The following is a 15582-nucleotide window of genomic DNA, read 5'->3' as shown; positions in this document are numbered from 1 at the left end:
GGCACCAGCCCGCAAGCAGCTGCGCGCGAGCCCGAGTCAGGGAGAACTGGCCAACGGCGACCGGCTGTCCTGAATGCCAACGTCTGAGGCCATCGGGGGACCGCTCTGCCCGTAGTTGTCCATCCTGCTCTGGCACGATGACCCGGTGACTTTGATCGCAGCGGCGGACGGCTCCGCGCTTGGCAACCCCGGACCGGCCGGTTGGGCCTGGTACATCGACCCCGATCGCTGGGCCAGCGGAGGCTGGCCGCACGGCACCAACAACATGGGTGAGCTGACCGCCGTGCTCGACCTGCTCCGGCAGACCGCGGGCGTCGACGACGACCTTCTGGTCTACTGCGACTCGATGTACGTGATCAACTCGCTGACCAAGTGGATGCCGAACTGGAAGCGCAAGGGCTGGCGCAAGGGCGACGGCAAGCCGGTGCTCAACGTGGAGATCATGAAGGAACTCGACGCCGCGCTCGCTGGACGCCGGGTGCGGTTCGAATGGGTGAAGGGGCATGCCGGGCATCCGTTGAACGAGGAGGCCGACCGGCTCGCCAACGCCGCCGCCGTGGCGTTCAGCCAGGGCCGCAGCCCGGACGCCGGCCCAGGCATGGGAGACACCGCTTCCGTCGCGGCGAAGGTCGTTGCCGCGCCACGGAAAACCGCTGCTGCCCGCCCGGCGCAGAGTGAATCGCCGGCCGCCGCGCCGGCGGCGTCCGATCAGCCCGAGGACCTGTTCTCGGCGATGGCCGATCTGGCCGAACCCGAGCCGACCGACACCGACCGGGTGATCGGCCTGGAGCGCGCTCTGCTCAGCGACGAGGTGCGTTCCGACCCGGCCTCGGTCGCCGCCCTGCTGCACCCCGACTGGTGCGAGATCGGACGCTCCGGGCGACTCTGGACCAGGGCCGACCTGCTCGCCACGATCGTGCCGCTGCCGGCCCCCGTCGATCTCGAGGTGGTCTCCGTCGACCGTCTGGACGCCGCCACGATCCTGCTGCTGTGGCGTTCCATCGGCTCGGACGGGTCGGCGCTGCGCAGCTCGCTGTGGGTGCGGCAGGACGGCGACTGGCGGCAGCGATTCCACCAGGGCACCGCCGAACCCTGACCGACCCGGCCGTGCCGCTTGTCGGCAGTCGCCGATCGCGCGATCGACCACAGCTTTCGGCTCATGTCACTGCCTTCGGGAAATATGCCGAAAGCAGTGACACAACCTGTCAGCAGTCGCCGATCGCGCGATCGGTCAGCGGTCCGGGCGCCACGATGCCTACCGGTGGCTGGCACAAGACGTGGAACGGGCCGTCTCGTCGGCGGCGAGACTCAGGCCGAGGTGTCGATCTCCGCTTCGGGCTCGTCGCCGAAGACGAACCGGCGTCCCTCGATCTCGTCGACCGCGATCCGGACGAAGTGCGTCTTCACCGTGGCCACCCAGGGACGCAGCGGCAGCGACTCGACCCGATCCAGGTCGGCCGGGTCGGTGACCTCCTCGGCGGTGCCCTTCACCACCACGCTCCAGCCGGTGATGTCGTCCCAGTCGTCGGCCTGGAAGGCCACCCGGGCGTTGACGGTCAGCTGCAGCAGCTTGGAGCCCTCGGCGGTGCGGAACACCACCGAGGTGCCGTCGGTGACGAAGTTGACCGGGAAGATGTCGGGTTGCCGGTTGATCACGGTGGCGAGCCGGCCGACCGCGGCACCGCCCAGCAGCCGCCAGGCCTCGGTTTCGGTCAGCCGTTCGATCGGGGTGGAGGTAGCCATGCTCGATTGTCCCACTCCGCGCGCCGGGCCGGGATGGGCTACCGTCAACGCCATGTCGCGGATCATCGCCGGTAGCCGGAAGGGTCATCGGCTGGCCACCCCGCCCGGCGACGGCACCCGGCCGACCTCCGACCGGGTCCGCGAGGCGGCCTTCGGGGCGCTGGCCTCCGAGCTGGGCCGCAGCGGGGACGCCGCCGCGATGCTCGCCGGCCGTTCCTTCCTGGACCTCTACGCGGGCTCCGGCGCGGTGGCGCTGGAGGCGGCCAGCCGCGGGGCGGCGTCCGTGGTCGCGGTGGAGCAGGACCGCAGGGCAGCCGAGGTGATCCGGCGCAACGTCCGGGATACCGGGCTCGCCGTCCGGGTGGTGGCGGCCGGTGTCGAGAAGTACCTGGCCGGGCCGCCCAGCCCGTTCGACCTGTGCTGGCTCGACCCGCCCTATCGGCTGCCGAACCAGGCGGTGGAGGCCGTGCTCAGACGCCTCGCCGAGGGCTGGCTGGCGTCGGCGTCCGTCGTGGTGGTGGAGCGGGCCAGCCGGGGGGAGCGGTTCGCCTGGCCGGACCGGTTGGGGGATCGCTGGGAACGTCGCTACGGTGAGACGACCCTGTTCTTCGCGACGGAAGGTGACGGATGAGGGCCGTCTGCCCCGGATCGTTCGATCCGATCACCCATGGCCACCTGGACGTGATCCGGAGGGCCGGTGCGCTGTTCGACGAGGTGATCGTCGCGGTCGGCCGGAACTCGGCCAAGAAGTACCTGTTCGACACCGACGAACGCCTCGAACTGGTCCGGGCCGCGATCGCGGACCTGCCCGGTGCCCGGGTCGAGGTGCTGTCCGGGCTGCTGGTCGACTTCTGCCGCAACCAGGGCGCGCAGGTCGTGGTGAAGGGTCTCCGATTCGCCTCCGACTTCGACTTCGAGCTGCAGATGGCGCACATCAACCAGTCGCTCACCGGCCTGGAGACGGTGCTGCTGCCGGCCTCGGCGCAGTGGGGCACGCTGTCGTCCACCATGGTCCGCGAGGTCGCCTCGCTGGGCGGCGACGTCGGCGCCTTCGTGCCGCCGCTGGTCGCCGAACGCATCGAACAGAAGAGGAACACCACGCATGGCTGAATCGACCGCGGAGCGGTTGGACGCGCTGCAGCGGATGATCGAGCAGGGCAAGGCGGTGCCGATGTCGGCGTCCTGCATGATCAACCGGTCCGAGGCGCTGGGCCTGGTCACGGCCGTCCGGGCCGCGCTGACCGAGGAACTGGACGCCGCCCGGCAGGCCGCCGAGGCCAGCCCGCCGGTGCTGGAGCGGGCCAAGCAGGAGGCTGCGGACGTCGTCCGGGCAGCCCAGCAGCAGGCGGAGCAACTGGTCGAGTCCAGCGCGGTGCTGCAGGCCGCGCAACGTCGGGCCGAGCAGGTGGAGCAGCAGGCCGCTGCCGAAGCCGACGCGCTGCGCCGTGAGGCCGACGTCTACGTGGACGGCCGGATCGCCGCCATGGAGGCCGGCCTGCAGAAGACGCTCAGCCAGATCCAGACCATGCGGGCCAGGCTGGCCTCCCGCTCCGGGCTGGACGACGACGCGGCCACCTCCTGACCACCTTCCCTGTTCCCACTCCACCGCTCGCCTAACTATTTCGGGCTCGCCGAACTCGGCGAGCCCGAAATAGTTAGGCGAGCGGTGGAGTGGGAGGGTGGGGACGCGGCACCGCCGATTGGCGCCGGAGAGAGGCGCCCGGTAAAGTTGCCCCTCGGTCATGACCATGTCACATCGCCAGTTGAATCCCCGCTCCGGTCTCGTCATCGATACCCACGAGCTGGGCCGACGCGTGGGCGCCATGAAGGAGATCCAGCGGATCGCCGAGGCTCCCGACGGTGTGGGCACGGACGTGATCGGGGTACCACCCGGATCCCCCGTCGATATCGAGGTTCGCCTCGAGTCGGTGGTGGAGGGGGTGCTGGTCACCGGAGCCGCCGAGGTTACGTTGACGGGGCAGTGCGGACGCTGCCTGGAATCGATCGCCTTCACCGAGGAGATCGACCTCCAGGAGTTGTACCTCTATCCCGACAAGGAACTCGACGACGACGAGGCCAGCCGCCTCGAGGACGAACTGCTCGACCTCGAACCCCTGCTCCGGGACACGGTGGTGCTCGACCTGCCGTACACGCCACTGTGCCGGCCGGACTGCGCAGGCTTGTGTCCCGACTGCGGGGCCAACCTGAACGCCGATCCCGGTCACCGGCACGACGACCGGATCGACCCCCGCTGGGCCGATCTGTCGAGCTGGACGGCGAACCCTGACGACGAAGACGAGGCCTCTCAGCAGGCCGGAAGCAAGGAGTGAGCCGTGGCCGTTCCCAAGCGGAAGATGTCCCGGAGCAACACCCGGCACCGCCGTTCCCAGTGGAAGGCGTCCGTGCCCACCCTGGTCACCTGCGCCAACGCGGCCTGCCGGGCCAAGCACCTGCCGCACACCGCGTGCCAGGAGTGCGGCCAGTACGGCCCCCGTGCCGCCCGGCGTCAGATCCTCGAGCCCTGACACCTGCGGCGATGTGCCGCATCCATGACGTTCTCGCCGAGCTGGGGATCACGATCGATCCCCAGCTCTTCGAGCTTGCCCTGGTGCACCGCAGCTACTCCTACGAGAACGGCGCGATCCCGCACAACGAGCGGCTGGAGTTCCTCGGCGACTCCGTGCTCGGTGTGGTGATCACCGAGCACCTCTATCTGCGCTTCCCCGACCTTCCCGAGGGACGGCTGGCGAAGCTGCGCGCCGCCGTGGTCAACGCGCATGCGCTCGCCGATGTCGCTCGCGGCCTCGAGTTGGGCCCGCTGATCCGGCTCGGCAAGGGCGAACTGGCCACCGGTGGAGCCGACAAGTCCTCCATCCTCGCCGACGCCTTCGAGGCGCTGCTGGGCGCCCTGTTCCTCTCCGCGGGCCGGGACGCCGCCGACGCCTTCGTGCACACCCTGTTCGACCCGCTGGTCGAGGTCGCCAACAGCCTCGGCGCCGGCCTGGACTGGAAGACCAGCCTCCAGGAGCTCTGTGCGCTGCGCGAGCTGGGTGCACCGGTCTACGCGGTCACCGAATCCGGACCCGACCACGACAAGCGCTTCCAGGCCGTCGCGGTGATCGGCGACGACAGCTATCCGCCGGCGCCCGGCCGCTCCAAGAAGCAGGCCGAACAGGGCGCGGCCAAGGCGGCCTTCGAAGCGCTCAGCGCTCAGCCGGCCAGTTCCGCGAGGTAGTTCTCCCAGCCCTTGTCGAGGATGCCGAAGGCGGCCGCCAGGGTGTCCAACGGCCTCGGACTGGAACTCACCAGCAGCTGGATCTGCAGCACGAACCGGGCATAGGCGCGGATCTCGTCGCTCGGCTCGGCCAGCCCGAACTCCTCGGCGATCACCGCGGCCAGCGAATCTTCGTACCGCACCCACATCCGGGCGGCGTAGTCGGCCAGCGCCGGCGTCCGGTCGATGAACGCCATGAACTCGCGGCGCAGCGCCCCGTCCACGTCGTGCTCGGGGGTCAGCTCGCCCCGGTAGTAGGCCAGCAACGCGTCCGAGATCGAGGTGCCGGCCGGACGGTCCCGGACCGCCGCGATCAGCAGTTCGCGCTGCTCGTCGTCCTCGTCGAAGACCAGCGCCTCCTTCTGTGGGAAGTGCGCGAAGACGGTCGTCGGCGAGACGTCCGCGCGCTCGGCGACCTCGCGGATGCTGACGTTGTCGAAGCCGCGTTCCAGGAAGAGCAGGGTCGCCGCGTTCGAGATCGCCTTGCGCGTCGCCGCCTTCTTCCGTTCCCGCCGGCCCAGGGGCTGATTCGTTACCACTCGGCCAGCTTAGCGGTACCGGTCCGAAACTGTGTTGACATCGAAACTGGTATGAGTACAGTTCTGGTGTGACTTCATCCAACTCGGGCGTCCAGCCGCGCAACGCACGTCACGCCTGGACCATGCTCATCGCCATCACCATGCTCAACGTCGTCGGGATGACCGTCGTCCTGCCGGTGCTGCCGTTCGTCGTCGCCCGCTATGTCCCCGACCAGTCCCAGCTGGCGGTCTGGGTCGGCGTCCTGGAGACCGTCAACGCACTCTGCGCCTTCCTGGTCGCGCCGCTGTTCGGCGGCCTGTCCGACCGGTTCGGACGCCGCCCGGTGATCGTGCTGGCCGCCTTCGGTGCCGCGGTCGGCTTCGCCACCTTCGGGATCGGCGGCTCGATCTGGGTGCTGCTCGCGGGCCGGATCATCCAGGGCGTCACCGCCGGCGACATGCCGGCGCTGTTCGCCTACGCCGCCGACATCACCCCGGCCGAGCAGCGGGCCAAGCGCTTCGGGCTGCTCGGTGCGCTGTCCGGCATCGGCTTCATGGTCGGCCCGGCGCTGGGCGGGCTGCTCGCCGCGGTGGACGTCGACCTGCCGGTCTTCGTCACCGCCGGCATCGCGCTGCTGGTCGCCATCCTGAGCTTCCTGCTGCTGCCGGAGAGCCTGAAGCCGGAGAACCGGACCGCCACCCTGCAACTCGAGGAGCTGCACCCGGTGCAGGTGTTCCGGACCGCGTTCGCGCGGCCCAACCTGCGTGGGCTGCTGGTCGCGATGATCCTGGTCGGCGTGCCGTTCTCGATGTTCGCGAACAACTTCAGCGTGCTGGCGATCGACGAGATCGGCTGGAGCGCGACCGAGATCGGCCTGCTGACCGCCGCCATCGGGGTGCTCGACATCGCCATCCAGGGCGGCCTGATGCAACTGTTGCTGCCTCGGATCGGCGAACGCGGGGTCATCCTCGCCGGCGTGATCACCCAGGCGCTCGGTGTGCTCGCGCTGGCCGTGCTCGCCTCGCTGTTCGCCCAGCCCTGGCTGCTGATCGTCGGCACCCTCGCGCTCGGTGCCGGGCAGGGTCCCGCGACCGCGGCGATGGACGGCGTGCTGTCGATCCAGGCCGGCGACGACGAGCAGGGCTGGATCGCCGGCGTCATGCAATCGCTCAACACCGGCGTCAACGTGATCGCGCCGGTGCTGGCCGGTGTGCTCTATGCCAGCGTGGCTCACGGGGCGCCGTACTGGCTCGGCCTGGCCATGGTGGTCGCGGCGGTGCTGATGCTGAGCCGGGCCCGGTTCGACAGCCCGTCGAAGCGGTCGGCGTCCGAGCAGCCGGAGCCGGTCCCGCTGGCGCCCTGACCCCGGGGACGCGGGACAGGACGCCGGCGGTGCCGGCTGGCAGAATCGCCGGGTGCCCGAACTACCCGAGGTCGAAACCGTCCGGACCGGCCTGGCCGGCATCGTCACCGGACGCCGCATCGACGGCGTCCGCGTGCTGCACCCGCGTCCGGTGCGCCGGCACCCCGGTGGCCCGGACGACTTCGCGGCGACCCTGACCGGCCGCACCTTCGCCGAGCCCCGGCGGCGCGGCAAGTACCTCTGGCTGCCGTTCGAGGACGGCGACGCGCTGCTGGCGCACCTGGGGATGAGCGGACAGTTCCGGCTGGACGCCCCGGACGCGCCGCTGCTGCCCAACACCCGGGTGCTGTTCGACCTGGGTCAGTCGGGTGACCCGTTGGCTGAGCTAGTCGAACCCGATCCGGCGGCCGACGGAACGGGGGATGTCTCGACAGGCTCGACCGGCGCCGGCCAACTCCGCTTCATCGACCAGCGGATGTTCGGCGGCCTGTCGCTCAGCCCGGGCGGGGCCGAGCTGCCCGCCGAACTCGCCCACATCGGACGCGACCCGTTCGACCCCGCCTTCGACCTGGCCGCCGCGGTGCGGAAGATCCGCGGCAAACGCAGCGCCGTCAAGCGGGTGCTGCTCGACCAGACGGTGGTCTCCGGCATCGGCAACATCTACGCCGACGAGGCGCTGTGGCGAGCACGGCTGCACTACGACCGTCCGGCCGACACCCTCACCGCCGCCAAGGTGCGCGAACTGCTCGGCCACGCCCGCGACGTGATGGCCGAGGCGCTCGAGCAGGGCGGCACCTCGTTCGACGCCCTCTACGTCAACGTCAACGGTAGTTCCGGCTACTTTGAGCGGGCACTGGCCTCCTACGGACGCGAGGGCCTGCCCTGCCTGCGCTGCGGACGTCCGATCAAACGTGAGCCGTTCATGAACCGATCCTCGTTCCGCTGCCCGTCCTGCCAGCGGAAACGATGATCTGTCGGGCTTGGGGCTCTGCCCTGAGCGTTGCATATAGACCTTGCAAGGTCTAAATTCACGGTATGTGGAGCGTGGACGTCGGTCTGATCGAGGACTGGCTCAACGCGCTCGACAGGGCGTCGTGGAAGCAGGTGATGGCGGCCATTGAGGTGCTGCGTGAGTTCGGTCCGCAGCTGGGCCGTCCGCTGGTGGACTCGTTGACCGCGTCCAGGCACCGGAACATGAAGGAGCTCAGGCCGGGATCGTCGGGCCGCAGCGAACTCAGGATCCTATTCGCCTTCGACCCTGAGCGCCGGGCGATCATGCTGGTGGCTGGTGACAAGGCCGGGAACTGGGGGCGGTGGTACAAGAAGAACATCCCCGTGGCCGATGACCTGTTCGACGACCACCTACACAGACTGAGGACCGGCAGAGACTTGAGAGGAGAGTGATCGAGATGGCGCTGAGCTACGAGGAGTACCTGGCCAAGCAGCCCGTCGACGCCGCGGACCGGGCGGAGATCGACGCACACAAGGAGCGGATGCTCGCCGAGGTGCGGGCCTACCGCCTTCGCGAGCTGCGCGAGCACGCCGGCCTCACCCAGGCGCAGTTGGCCGAGCGTATCGGCGTCGGGCAGCGGCAAGTCTCGAAGATCGAGCGTGGAGATCTCGACAGCGCCAAGGTTGGCACGATCCGCAGGTATCTTGAGGCCGTCGGCGGTGGCCTTGCCGTCGAGTACGTGATGGGCGACGAGCGCATCCAGGTCGGCTGATCCCGACCGGTCGGCCACCAACTTCAATGTGTGAACCGCCTTGATACTGGGCCTACTGTAGGCATACTCATCGGCGATCCGGGGTGCTCCGTGGGTACGACCATCACCAGCCGCGACTTCAACCGTGACGTCTCCGCGGCCAAGCGTGCCGCCGAGCAGGGGCCGGTCACGATCACCGATCACGGCCGCCCCTCGCACGTTCTGCTGACCGCGACGGAGTTCGACCGGCTCTCCGGCAGTCAGGAGTTGATGGGGACCGTCTCTGGAGGAGCCAGGATCCGAGCATCGACTTGCCCGTCCTTCGAGAACCAGGGGTCCGGCCCGTTGCACATCGCGGTCAATCAGGTCCGCCGTCACCCCGCACATAGTCGTCGGCAGCGGAGTATCTGACCTGCGTTGCTGCCACGGGCGACGACGGTGGAGCGGTCGAAGCCGAGCAACGAGGATGAGAACATCTGGGTGACTCGGCAGACGGTGGCCGAGTTGTATGGAGTCTCGGCACAGATGGAGAGTGAGCATCTGCAGACGCTGTTCCAGATCGGCGAGTTGCAACTGGAAGCAGTTATCAAGAGATGCTTGATAACTGCTACCGACAATGAGTCGCGTGGACGAACTGATCGCCTGGTTTGTGCCCGGGGCCTTTCAGGTCCCGCAGGACCCCAGGATCGACGCCGCGCCGTTCATTGATGACAGGCTTGCCGTCATCACGCGAACGCCGGATGAGTGCGAGCGCCGGGTCCACGAATCACCCCAGGATGACGAGGTAATGACGAGGCAAGCGACGACCTAAACGAGCGCCTGCTCGCCGTGCCGCGCCTGCATCCGCCGTGGAACGCGGAGCGGATCGGCAGGCACCCGGGAGCAAGCACGCGCACGGTGCAGGGTCACCGCAACCAACTCCGTGAGGCGGGGCGGCGTCCAGCACGAAGACGGGCCACTGGGCGTGCAGGATCAGTGAACGATCCTCTCCCTTTGGGTGCGATCCAATCGCAGTCAACTCTGAGACCACCGTCGTTGCCGAGTATGTCCCCGAGACGCGCCCGCGGGGACCTCTCAGGCGAGACGAGCGATCGCTTCGGCGATCGGAGCGTGCCGGGTGAGGCCTTCGTCATCCCAGCCGCTGAAGAGGTGCAGCGTGGCGACGCGGAACGCCAATGCTCGCAGCAGGAACTCGCGCCATTGCGCCACGCGGTGGTCGTCGGATAATGCGGTGAACGGGAGTTCGTGCCAGCATGCCGCGTCCACGACCGCGATAGCCAGGCCAAGGCCGGCCGGCCTCCAGTACGGCGCCCAGTCGATGACCGTTGGCGGGTGCCCGTTGGCAAACAGCACATTCCCGAGCAAGTCACCGTGGATGAGTTGGCTCGGGGCCTCTATTTCCCGGCATTCGCTGACGAGATCTTGCAGGAACGCATCCGCCGGTGGAGCGTGCTCGCCCCAGGCGATCCGATCGGCGACGCTCCACGCATCGCGCGCTTGGTCAAGGAACTCGGGACGCGGTACTGCGGAAACAGCCTCGTGAAACGCCTGTCCGGCGCGGATCACGTCGTCGACGCGACGTTCATCGGCCCTGCCCGGTAGCCACTCCATCGCATGCCAGCCACCCTGCACCCAGGCTCCGTCCCGGGTGGCGACCGGTTTCGGAGCCGTGAACTCTGCGTTCGGGGCCAGCGTCGAGAGCACCTCCGACGTCCAGACGGTCTCTTGCTCATCGTCCGTGGGGCGCAGCACCAGGCCCCCGGCTCGCCAGGTGAGTCCGCGCCCCCCGTCGAGAAGTACGAGATGCCCGCTCGCACCGAACGCTCGTAGAACGTCGCCAGGAGGCGGCGTCGGCGGCACGACAGGCATGGCAGCAGGCTACGTGGATCGACGAGCGTGCACCGTCCGAGCGGTGCGGAGTGTTGCGCTCAGTTCCCGACTTTGCGTGATCACCGAATCGACGTTTCCGTAGCATGGCGGGGTGACCGTCGAACTGCGTCCGCTCACTCATCGGGACGCCGAAGCCCACTGTGCCGGTGAGGACGCGGAGACCGTCCGCTGGCTCACCGGTGGTTACGGCACGGTCGACGGCACCCGCGCCTACTTCGATGTTCTGGCAGAGAATGCGATGGCTGGTCGCGGCAAGCGCGGTCTCGGCGTATGGCGTGACGGGCGACTTGCGGGATACGTCGATTTCGACCCTGACAATGCGGACGGGCTCGAGCTGGGCGATGTGAACCTCTCCTACGCCGTTCATCCCTGGGCGCGGGGTTCGGGCGTCGCTTCCGAGGCGGTGCTGGCGGTCTGCCAGCGCTTGCGCGAGCAGGACATCGGACGCCGTGCCGCGATTCGCGTCGAGCTGGAGAACGTCGGGTCGGTGCGGGTGGCGGAGAGGTGCGGCTTCCGCTACGTCCGACGCTTCGCGTCCTCCACAGATACGCACGCCGATGGATCGCCCGTCGTCCTCAGCCGCTACCTTCTCGACCTCTGAATCATCAGCTGCGGAGCCGCGTGCGAGGATGACCCCCATGTTTCGCCGCCAAGTCCCGCTGTTCCGACACGGCAAGGAACGGTCGAGATGGACTCGATAGCCCAGTCGCCGCACCCACCGCTGCCGGAGTTTCCCACGCTGCGCGGGCCGCGGACGGTGCTGCGCGAACTCGACCCGGCGGACGCGGGTGACCTCTTCGTGTTCCGCAGTGACGCGGACGCGCAGCGCTATAACGACGCACCGTTGCGGGATCCTGCGGAGGCGACGGAGTTGATCGAGCGGCTGCGGGCGGAGTTCGTCGCCGGCGAGGGCATCTACTGGGTGTTGGCGCAGCCCGACGACCCCCGCGCCATCGGCCTGTTCGGGCTCGGTCGTTGGGATCGATACCACCGCAGCGCCGAGATCGAGTTCAACCTGCATCGCGATCACTGGGGCCGAGGGCTCGCCACCGAGGCCGTCCGCGGCATCCTGGAGTTCGCCTTCACCACGATGAATCTCAACCGCATCGAGGCGCTCGTCATTGCTGACAACCATCCGTCGGCCCGGCTTCTCGAGCGCGTCGGATTCGTCCACGAAGGGACGCGGCGAGCGTGCTCGTGGGAAGACGACGGCGTCTTCCACGACAGTGCGATCTACGGCCTGCTCCAGCGTGAATACGAGGCGACCGGCATCCGCCTGAGTCCTGGTCGAGCGTGACTTGAGTAAGGTCGCCTGAGTCGCCCGCATGTATGCATTGTCTACAATGCATACATGAGCTCAACGGCACCGCTTGGACGACCCATCTCGGTCCGCCTTCCGGAGGATCTTCGCCGGCGCATCGAAGCGCTGGCGCGCGCCACCCGGCGTAGCCAGGGCGATGTCGTCCGCGAAGTGATCGAGCGCGACTTGGCGAAGCTGGAGTGGGAGCAGCGAATCGCGGCTCGTGCGGCAGACCTGCGCGCGGGCCGGGCGGAGGCCGTGTCCCTCAATGAGGTTGAGCGTGAGCTGGGTCTGGACGATGTCGTCGTCGACCCGCGCATCCTGGATGACATCGAGTGAGCTGGCGGGTAGCTCTGTCGCCGGAGGCGGCGGAGTGGCTCCGCAAGGCCGATCCGCAGGTGGCGCGTCGCATTCGCGACGCGCTCCGCATGGTGGCGTCGCTGGACGATCCGCGCAGCAGGGGCAAGGGCCTCACCGCGGGACTGGCGGGCCTGTGGAGGTATCGGGTCGGCGACTATCGCGTGATTTGCGACATCCGGGACCGCGAGCTGGTGATCCTCGCCCTCGACGTGGGCAAGCGCGACGAGGTCTACGGATAGTCGACACAATGGCGCCGCGATCCGGTCGCACATCCTCGGGGCCAGGAGGGCAGGGAGGTTCCGCGGGTAGTCGGCGTCACGATCCTGGCGCGACTCGTTGCGCTGCCCGTCGTGCCAGCGCCGTCCCCGCGGCCCGGCCATATAAAGTGCCCTGGTGACATCTGCCGGCTCGTTCCTCCGCCGTTACGCCTACGTCGGCCGGCAGTTCTTGAAGTTCGGTGCCGTGGGCGGCGCCGGCGTGGCGGTCAACATGGTGGTGGCCGTCGTGATGAACAAGCTCAACGGCGGCACCGTCAACGCCCAGAACGTCCTGTTCAGCATCCCGGGCACGCCGTTCAACTTCCGGTTCACCATCCTGGTCTGGATCGTCGGCTTCCTGGTGGCGAACCTGTTCAACTTCCAGTTGAACCGGCACTGGACCTTCCGGCAGGGGCAGAAGGCGCCCTGGCTGAAGGAGTTCCTGCCGTTCCTGGCGGTGGGCAGCGCGGCCGCGCTGGTCGGCATCTTCATCAAGATCGGCTTCACCAACCCGACCTCGCCGATCTACCTGCCCGAGCCCTGGTTCCACGAGAACGCCGGGCTGCAGTCCCGCGAGTACTGGTCCCAGCTGCTCACCATCGTGATCACCACGCCGATCAACTTCCTGGTCAACAAGCTGTGGACGTTCCGGCACGTCCGGCGCCGGCACGCCGAGGCCGAGACCCCCACCGGCATCCGGTAACCCATGCATCTGAAGTCACTGACCCTGCGCGGCTTCAAGTCGTTCGCGTCCACCACCACGCTGGCTTTCGAGCCCGGCATCACCTGTGTGGTCGGACCCAACGGCTCGGGCAAGTCGAACGTGGTCGACGCGCTCAGCTGGGTGATGGGCGAGCAGGGCGCCAAATCGCTGCGCGGCGGCAAGATGGAGGACGTCATCTTCGCCGGCACCTCCGGACGTGCCCCGCTGGGCCGGGCCGAGGTGACCCTCACCATCGACAACACCGACGGCGCGCTGCCGATCGAGTACACCGAGGTGACGATCAGCCGGACGATGTTCCGCTCCGGCGGTTCCGAGTACCGGATCAACGGCAACACCGCGCGACTGCTGGACGTCCAGGAACTGCTCTCCGACTCCGGCATCGGACGCGAGATGCACGTCATCGTCGGGCAGGGCCAGCTGGACTCGATCCTGCAGGCCACCCCCGAGATCCGCCGCGGCTTCATCGAGGAGGCCGCCGGCGTCCTGAAGCACCGCAAGCGCAAGGAGAAGGCGCTGCGCAAGCTGGAGGCGACCGGCACCAACCTGAACCGGCTGACCGACCTGCTGGCCGAGATCCGGCGCCAGTTGAAGCCGCTCGGACGCCAGGCCGAGGTGGCCCGCAAGGCGGCGGTGATCCAGGCCGAGCTGCGCGACGCCAAGGCCCGGCTGGTCGCCGACGACTACATCATGGCCACCTTGGCGCTGGAATCCGACCTGGCCGTCGAGGCCGATCTGAAAGCCCGCCGGGCCTCCGTCGAAGCGGCCCTGAACGCCGCCCGCGAGGCCGAGGCGGACGCCGAGATCACCGCCCGCGACGCCCTGCCCCGGCTCAACGCCGCCCAGGAGACCTGGTACGGGCTGGCCGGGCTGCGGGAGCGGCTGGCGTCCACGATGACCATCGCCGGCGAACGGGTCCGCAACGCCGAATCGGCCGGCGACGGCGACCGGCCCGGCCGCGACCCCGAGCTGATCGAGCGCGAGGCCGCCGAGATGCGCAAGGCCGAGGAGGCGCTCAACGTCGAGGTGGCGCAGGCCGCCCAGGCGCTCACCGACGCCACCGCCGCGCTCAAGCAGACCGAGGCGGCCCACGAGCAGGCCGAACGCAGCTATGCCGCCCAGCTGCGGGCGATCGCCGACCGGCGTGAGGGCCTGGCCCGGCTGACCGGCGAGGTCAACACGCTGCGCAGCCGCACCGAGGCCGCCGGCGCCGAGATCGAGCGACTCACCGCCGCCCGGGACGACGCGCTGGCCCGGGCCGCTGCCGCGACCCGCTCCTTCGCCGCGCTGGAGACCCGGATCGCCGGGGTCAGCGACGGCGAATCCGGACTGGACGCCGCCTACGAGTCGGCCGCCGCCGAGGTGGAGCGGATCGAGGCCGGGCTGGCCGAGATCCGGCAGGCCGAGGCGAAGGCGCAGACCGAGCGGGCCACCCTGGCCGCCCGGCTCGATGCGCTGGCGCTCGGCCTGGAACGCAAGGACGCCTCCGCGGCGCTGATGGCCGCTGGCGACGCGGTCGGCGGGCTGCTCGGCTCGGTGGCGACGCTGATCGGCGTCCGGCCCGGCTACGAGACGGCCATCTCGGCCGCCCTCGGCTCGGCGGCGGACGCCGTCGCGGTCGATGGCCTGGACGCCGCGGTGGGCGCCTTCGGACACCTGAAGGCCGAGGACCTGGGACGCGCCGGGCTGCTGCTGGGCGGGGCGTCCGAACCCGACGAACGACCCTGGCCGACGCTGCCGGACGGCATCGCGTGGGCGATCGACGTCGTCGAGTGCGCCGAAGCGGTTCGTCCGGCACTGTCGCGGCTGTTGCGCACGGTGGCGGTGGTGGACGACCTGACCGCCGCCCGGGTGCTGGTCGCCGAACTGCCGGACGTCACCGCGGTCACCCGCGACGGCGACGTGCTCAGCCAGTGGTTCGCCGCCGGCGGATCGTCGGCGAAGCCGTCGCTGATCGAGGTGCAGGCCGCGGTGGATGAGGCCGAAGCCCGGCTGGCGTCCGTCCAGGCCGACCTGGAACGGGCCCGGTTCGCGCTGGCCCAGGCCGACGCCGAACTGACCCAGGCCCGCGAGCGGGCCGAGGCGGCGCTGGCCCGGCTGCACGAGTCGGACGCCGAACACGCCGCGCTGGCCGAGGAACTGGCGACGCTCAGCCAGACCACCCGGGCGGCGCAGGCCGAAGCCGAGCGGCTGGGGGCGTCCATCGCGACCGCGCAGGCCACCCGTGAGCAGAACCGGTCCGCGCTGGCGGCGCTGGAGCAGCGGCTGGAACTGGCGTCGGAGCAGACCGAGGTGACCGAGGCCGACCCGTCCGAACGGGACCGGCTGAGCGCGGCCGAGCGGGCCGCCCGCGGCGCCGAGATGGAGGCCCGGCTGGCGCTGCGCACCATCGAGGAACGGGCCCGGGCGCTGGCCGGACGGGCCGACTCGTTGACCCGGGCGGCCGCCGCCG

The 15582-nt window shown here is 69.5% G+C and carries 22 protein-coding genes; 19 read left to right on the top strand and 3 right to left on the bottom strand.

What is annotated here, in order from left to right; genetic code table 11:
• Positions 1 to 145 precede the first annotated feature (145 nt).
• Complete coding sequence (locus tag QM582_RS08080; RefSeq protein WP_415083369.1) at positions 146 to 1096, top strand: RNase H family protein; 951 nt, start codon at positions 146 to 148, stop codon at positions 1094 to 1096.
• A 212-nt stretch (positions 1097 to 1308) separates the two neighbouring features.
• Here the strand turns inward: QM582_RS08080 and QM582_RS08075 are convergent, their stop codons facing one another.
• Positions 1309 to 1743, bottom strand: coding sequence for a pyridoxamine 5'-phosphate oxidase family protein (locus QM582_RS08075; protein WP_415083367.1), 435 nt, complete (start codon positions 1741 to 1743; stop codon positions 1309 to 1311).
• A gap of 52 nt (positions 1744 to 1795) precedes the next feature.
• Here QM582_RS08075 and QM582_RS08070 point away from each other — a divergent pair, with 52 nt between their 5' ends.
• From QM582_RS08070 to rnc, 6 genes are all read left to right on the top strand, one after another.
• Positions 1796 to 2374: an RsmD family RNA methyltransferase gene (locus QM582_RS08070; RefSeq protein WP_415083365.1), complete on the top strand. Its 579-nt coding sequence runs from the start codon at positions 1796 to 1798 to the stop codon at positions 2372 to 2374.
• The gene (gene coaD / locus QM582_RS08065) at positions 2371 to 2853 is read left to right on the top strand and encodes a pantetheine-phosphate adenylyltransferase (RefSeq protein ID WP_415083363.1); all 483 of its coding nucleotides are present in this window, start codon (positions 2371 to 2373) and stop codon (positions 2851 to 2853) included. The genes QM582_RS08070 and coaD overlap by 4 nt, the downstream gene beginning before the upstream one ends.
• A complete protein-coding gene (locus tag QM582_RS08060; RefSeq protein WP_415083362.1) occupies positions 2846 to 3325 on the top strand; it encodes a hypothetical protein in 480 nt (159 codons plus the stop codon). The genes coaD and QM582_RS08060 overlap by 8 nt, the downstream gene beginning before the upstream one ends.
• Before the next feature lie 160 nt (positions 3326 to 3485).
• Positions 3486 to 4073, top strand: a complete 588-nt coding sequence (locus QM582_RS08055) for a YceD family protein (RefSeq protein ID WP_415083360.1) — start codon at positions 3486 to 3488, stop codon at positions 4071 to 4073.
• A gap of 3 nt (positions 4074 to 4076) precedes the next feature.
• Positions 4077 to 4268 carry a 50S ribosomal protein L32 gene (gene rpmF, locus QM582_RS08050; protein ID WP_415083358.1) on the top strand — a complete coding sequence of 64 codons (192 nt, stop codon included), beginning with the start codon at positions 4077 to 4079 and terminating at the stop codon, positions 4266 to 4268.
• A gap of 11 nt (positions 4269 to 4279) precedes the next feature.
• The gene (rnc, locus tag QM582_RS08045) at positions 4280 to 4978 is read left to right on the top strand and encodes a ribonuclease III (protein WP_415083356.1); all 699 of its coding nucleotides are present in this window, start codon (positions 4280 to 4282) and stop codon (positions 4976 to 4978) included.
• Here the strand turns inward: rnc and QM582_RS08040 are convergent.
• Positions 4954 to 5556, bottom strand: a complete 603-nt coding sequence (locus QM582_RS08040) for a TetR/AcrR family transcriptional regulator (protein WP_415083354.1) — start codon at positions 5554 to 5556, stop codon at positions 4954 to 4956. The two genes, rnc and QM582_RS08040, sit on opposite strands and share 25 nt — an antisense overlap.
• Before the next feature lie 68 nt (positions 5557 to 5624).
• On the opposite strand from QM582_RS08040, the gene QM582_RS08035 reads away from it, so the two are divergent.
• The 6 genes from QM582_RS08035 to QM582_RS08010 all read left to right on the top strand — a co-directional run bounded on the left by QM582_RS08035 (position 5625) and on the right by QM582_RS08010 (position 9413).
• On the top strand, positions 5625 to 6899 hold the full coding sequence (locus QM582_RS08035) for an MFS transporter (protein WP_415083352.1): 1275 nt from the start codon (positions 5625 to 5627) through the stop codon (positions 6897 to 6899).
• Positions 6900 to 6951: 52 nt separating this feature from the next.
• The gene (gene mutM, locus QM582_RS08030; protein ID WP_415083351.1) at positions 6952 to 7869 is read left to right on the top strand and encodes a bifunctional DNA-formamidopyrimidine glycosylase/DNA-(apurinic or apyrimidinic site) lyase; all 918 of its coding nucleotides are present in this window, start codon (positions 6952 to 6954) and stop codon (positions 7867 to 7869) included.
• A gap of 65 nt (positions 7870 to 7934) precedes the next feature.
• Positions 7935 to 8303, top strand: a complete 369-nt coding sequence (locus QM582_RS08025; RefSeq protein WP_415083349.1) for a type II toxin-antitoxin system RelE/ParE family toxin — start codon at positions 7935 to 7937, stop codon at positions 8301 to 8303.
• Between the two features lie 5 nt (positions 8304 to 8308).
• Complete coding sequence (locus QM582_RS08020) at positions 8309 to 8623, top strand: helix-turn-helix domain-containing protein (protein ID WP_415083348.1); 315 nt, start codon at positions 8309 to 8311, stop codon at positions 8621 to 8623.
• Between the two features lie 90 nt (positions 8624 to 8713).
• Positions 8714 to 9013 carry a type II toxin-antitoxin system prevent-host-death family antitoxin gene (locus tag QM582_RS08015; RefSeq protein WP_415083347.1) on the top strand — a complete coding sequence of 100 codons (300 nt, stop codon included), beginning with the start codon at positions 8714 to 8716 and terminating at the stop codon, positions 9011 to 9013.
• Positions 9014 to 9227: 214 nt separating this feature from the next.
• Positions 9228 to 9413 carry a hypothetical protein gene (locus tag QM582_RS08010; protein ID WP_415083345.1) on the top strand — a complete coding sequence of 62 codons (186 nt, stop codon included), beginning with the start codon at positions 9228 to 9230 and terminating at the stop codon, positions 9411 to 9413.
• Positions 9414 to 9676: 263 nt separating this feature from the next.
• On the opposite strand, the gene QM582_RS08005 is transcribed toward QM582_RS08010, so the two are convergent.
• Positions 9677 to 10471, bottom strand: coding sequence for a phosphotransferase (locus tag QM582_RS08005; RefSeq protein WP_415083343.1), 795 nt, complete (start codon positions 10469 to 10471; stop codon positions 9677 to 9679).
• A 112-nt stretch (positions 10472 to 10583) separates the two neighbouring features.
• On the opposite strand from QM582_RS08005, the gene QM582_RS08000 reads away from it, so the two are divergent.
• The 6 genes from QM582_RS08000 to smc all read left to right on the top strand — a co-directional run.
• Positions 10584 to 11093 carry a GNAT family N-acetyltransferase gene (locus QM582_RS08000; RefSeq protein ID WP_415083342.1) on the top strand — a complete coding sequence of 170 codons (510 nt, stop codon included), beginning with the start codon at positions 10584 to 10586 and terminating at the stop codon, positions 11091 to 11093.
• A 156-nt stretch (positions 11094 to 11249) separates the two neighbouring features.
• Positions 11250 to 11789: a GNAT family N-acetyltransferase gene (locus QM582_RS07995; protein ID WP_415083340.1), complete on the top strand. Its 540-nt coding sequence runs from the start codon at positions 11250 to 11252 to the stop codon at positions 11787 to 11789.
• A gap of 54 nt (positions 11790 to 11843) precedes the next feature.
• Positions 11844 to 12131: a ribbon-helix-helix protein, CopG family gene (locus tag QM582_RS07990; RefSeq protein WP_415083339.1), complete on the top strand. Its 288-nt coding sequence runs from the start codon at positions 11844 to 11846 to the stop codon at positions 12129 to 12131.
• Complete coding sequence (locus tag QM582_RS07985) at positions 12128 to 12391, top strand: type II toxin-antitoxin system RelE family toxin (protein ID WP_415083337.1); 264 nt, start codon at positions 12128 to 12130, stop codon at positions 12389 to 12391. The genes QM582_RS07990 and QM582_RS07985 overlap by 4 nt, the downstream gene beginning before the upstream one ends.
• A gap of 154 nt (positions 12392 to 12545) precedes the next feature.
• Positions 12546 to 13112: a GtrA family protein gene (locus QM582_RS07980; RefSeq protein ID WP_415083335.1), complete on the top strand. Its 567-nt coding sequence runs from the start codon at positions 12546 to 12548 to the stop codon at positions 13110 to 13112.
• A gap of 3 nt (positions 13113 to 13115) precedes the next feature.
• Positions 13116 to 15582: chromosome segregation protein SMC (smc, locus tag QM582_RS07975; RefSeq protein ID WP_415083333.1), on the top strand; the 2467-nt coding region annotated here is incomplete at its 3' end.

This window comes from Micropruina sp., assembly GCF_047607385.1.
Taxonomy (GTDB): Bacteria; Actinomycetota; Actinomycetes; order Propionibacteriales; family Propionibacteriaceae; genus Micropruina.
The sequence above is the reverse complement of the archived record's forward strand: the minus strand, read 5'-3'. Positions and strand labels throughout refer to the sequence as shown.

What these genes read in the sequence shown, in the direction of transcription:
- QM582_RS08075 (WP_415083367.1), bottom strand. Translation starts at nt 1,743, where the DNA reads ATGGCTACCTCCACCCCGATCGAACGGCTGACCGAAACCGAGGCCTGG.
- QM582_RS08070 (WP_415083365.1), top strand. Translation starts at nt 1,796, where the DNA reads ATGTCGCGGATCATCGCCGGTAGCCGGAAGGGTCATCGGCTGGCCACC.
- coaD (WP_415083363.1), top strand. Translation starts at nt 2,371, where the DNA reads ATGAGGGCCGTCTGCCCCGGATCGTTCGATCCGATCACCCATGGCCAC.
- QM582_RS08060 (WP_415083362.1), top strand. Translation starts at nt 2,846, where the DNA reads ATGGCTGAATCGACCGCGGAGCGGTTGGACGCGCTGCAGCGGATGATC.
- QM582_RS08055 (WP_415083360.1), top strand. Translation starts at nt 3,486, where the DNA reads ATGACCATGTCACATCGCCAGTTGAATCCCCGCTCCGGTCTCGTCATC.
- rnc (WP_415083356.1), top strand. Translation starts at nt 4,280, where the DNA reads ATGTGCCGCATCCATGACGTTCTCGCCGAGCTGGGGATCACGATCGAT.
- QM582_RS08025 (WP_415083349.1), top strand. Translation starts at nt 7,935, where the DNA reads ATGTGGAGCGTGGACGTCGGTCTGATCGAGGACTGGCTCAACGCGCTC.
- QM582_RS08020 (WP_415083348.1), top strand. Translation starts at nt 8,309, where the DNA reads ATGGCGCTGAGCTACGAGGAGTACCTGGCCAAGCAGCCCGTCGACGCC.
- QM582_RS08005 (WP_415083343.1), bottom strand. Translation starts at nt 10,471, where the DNA reads ATGCCTGTCGTGCCGCCGACGCCGCCTCCTGGCGACGTTCTACGAGCG.
- QM582_RS07990 (WP_415083339.1), top strand. Translation starts at nt 11,844, where the DNA reads ATGAGCTCAACGGCACCGCTTGGACGACCCATCTCGGTCCGCCTTCCG.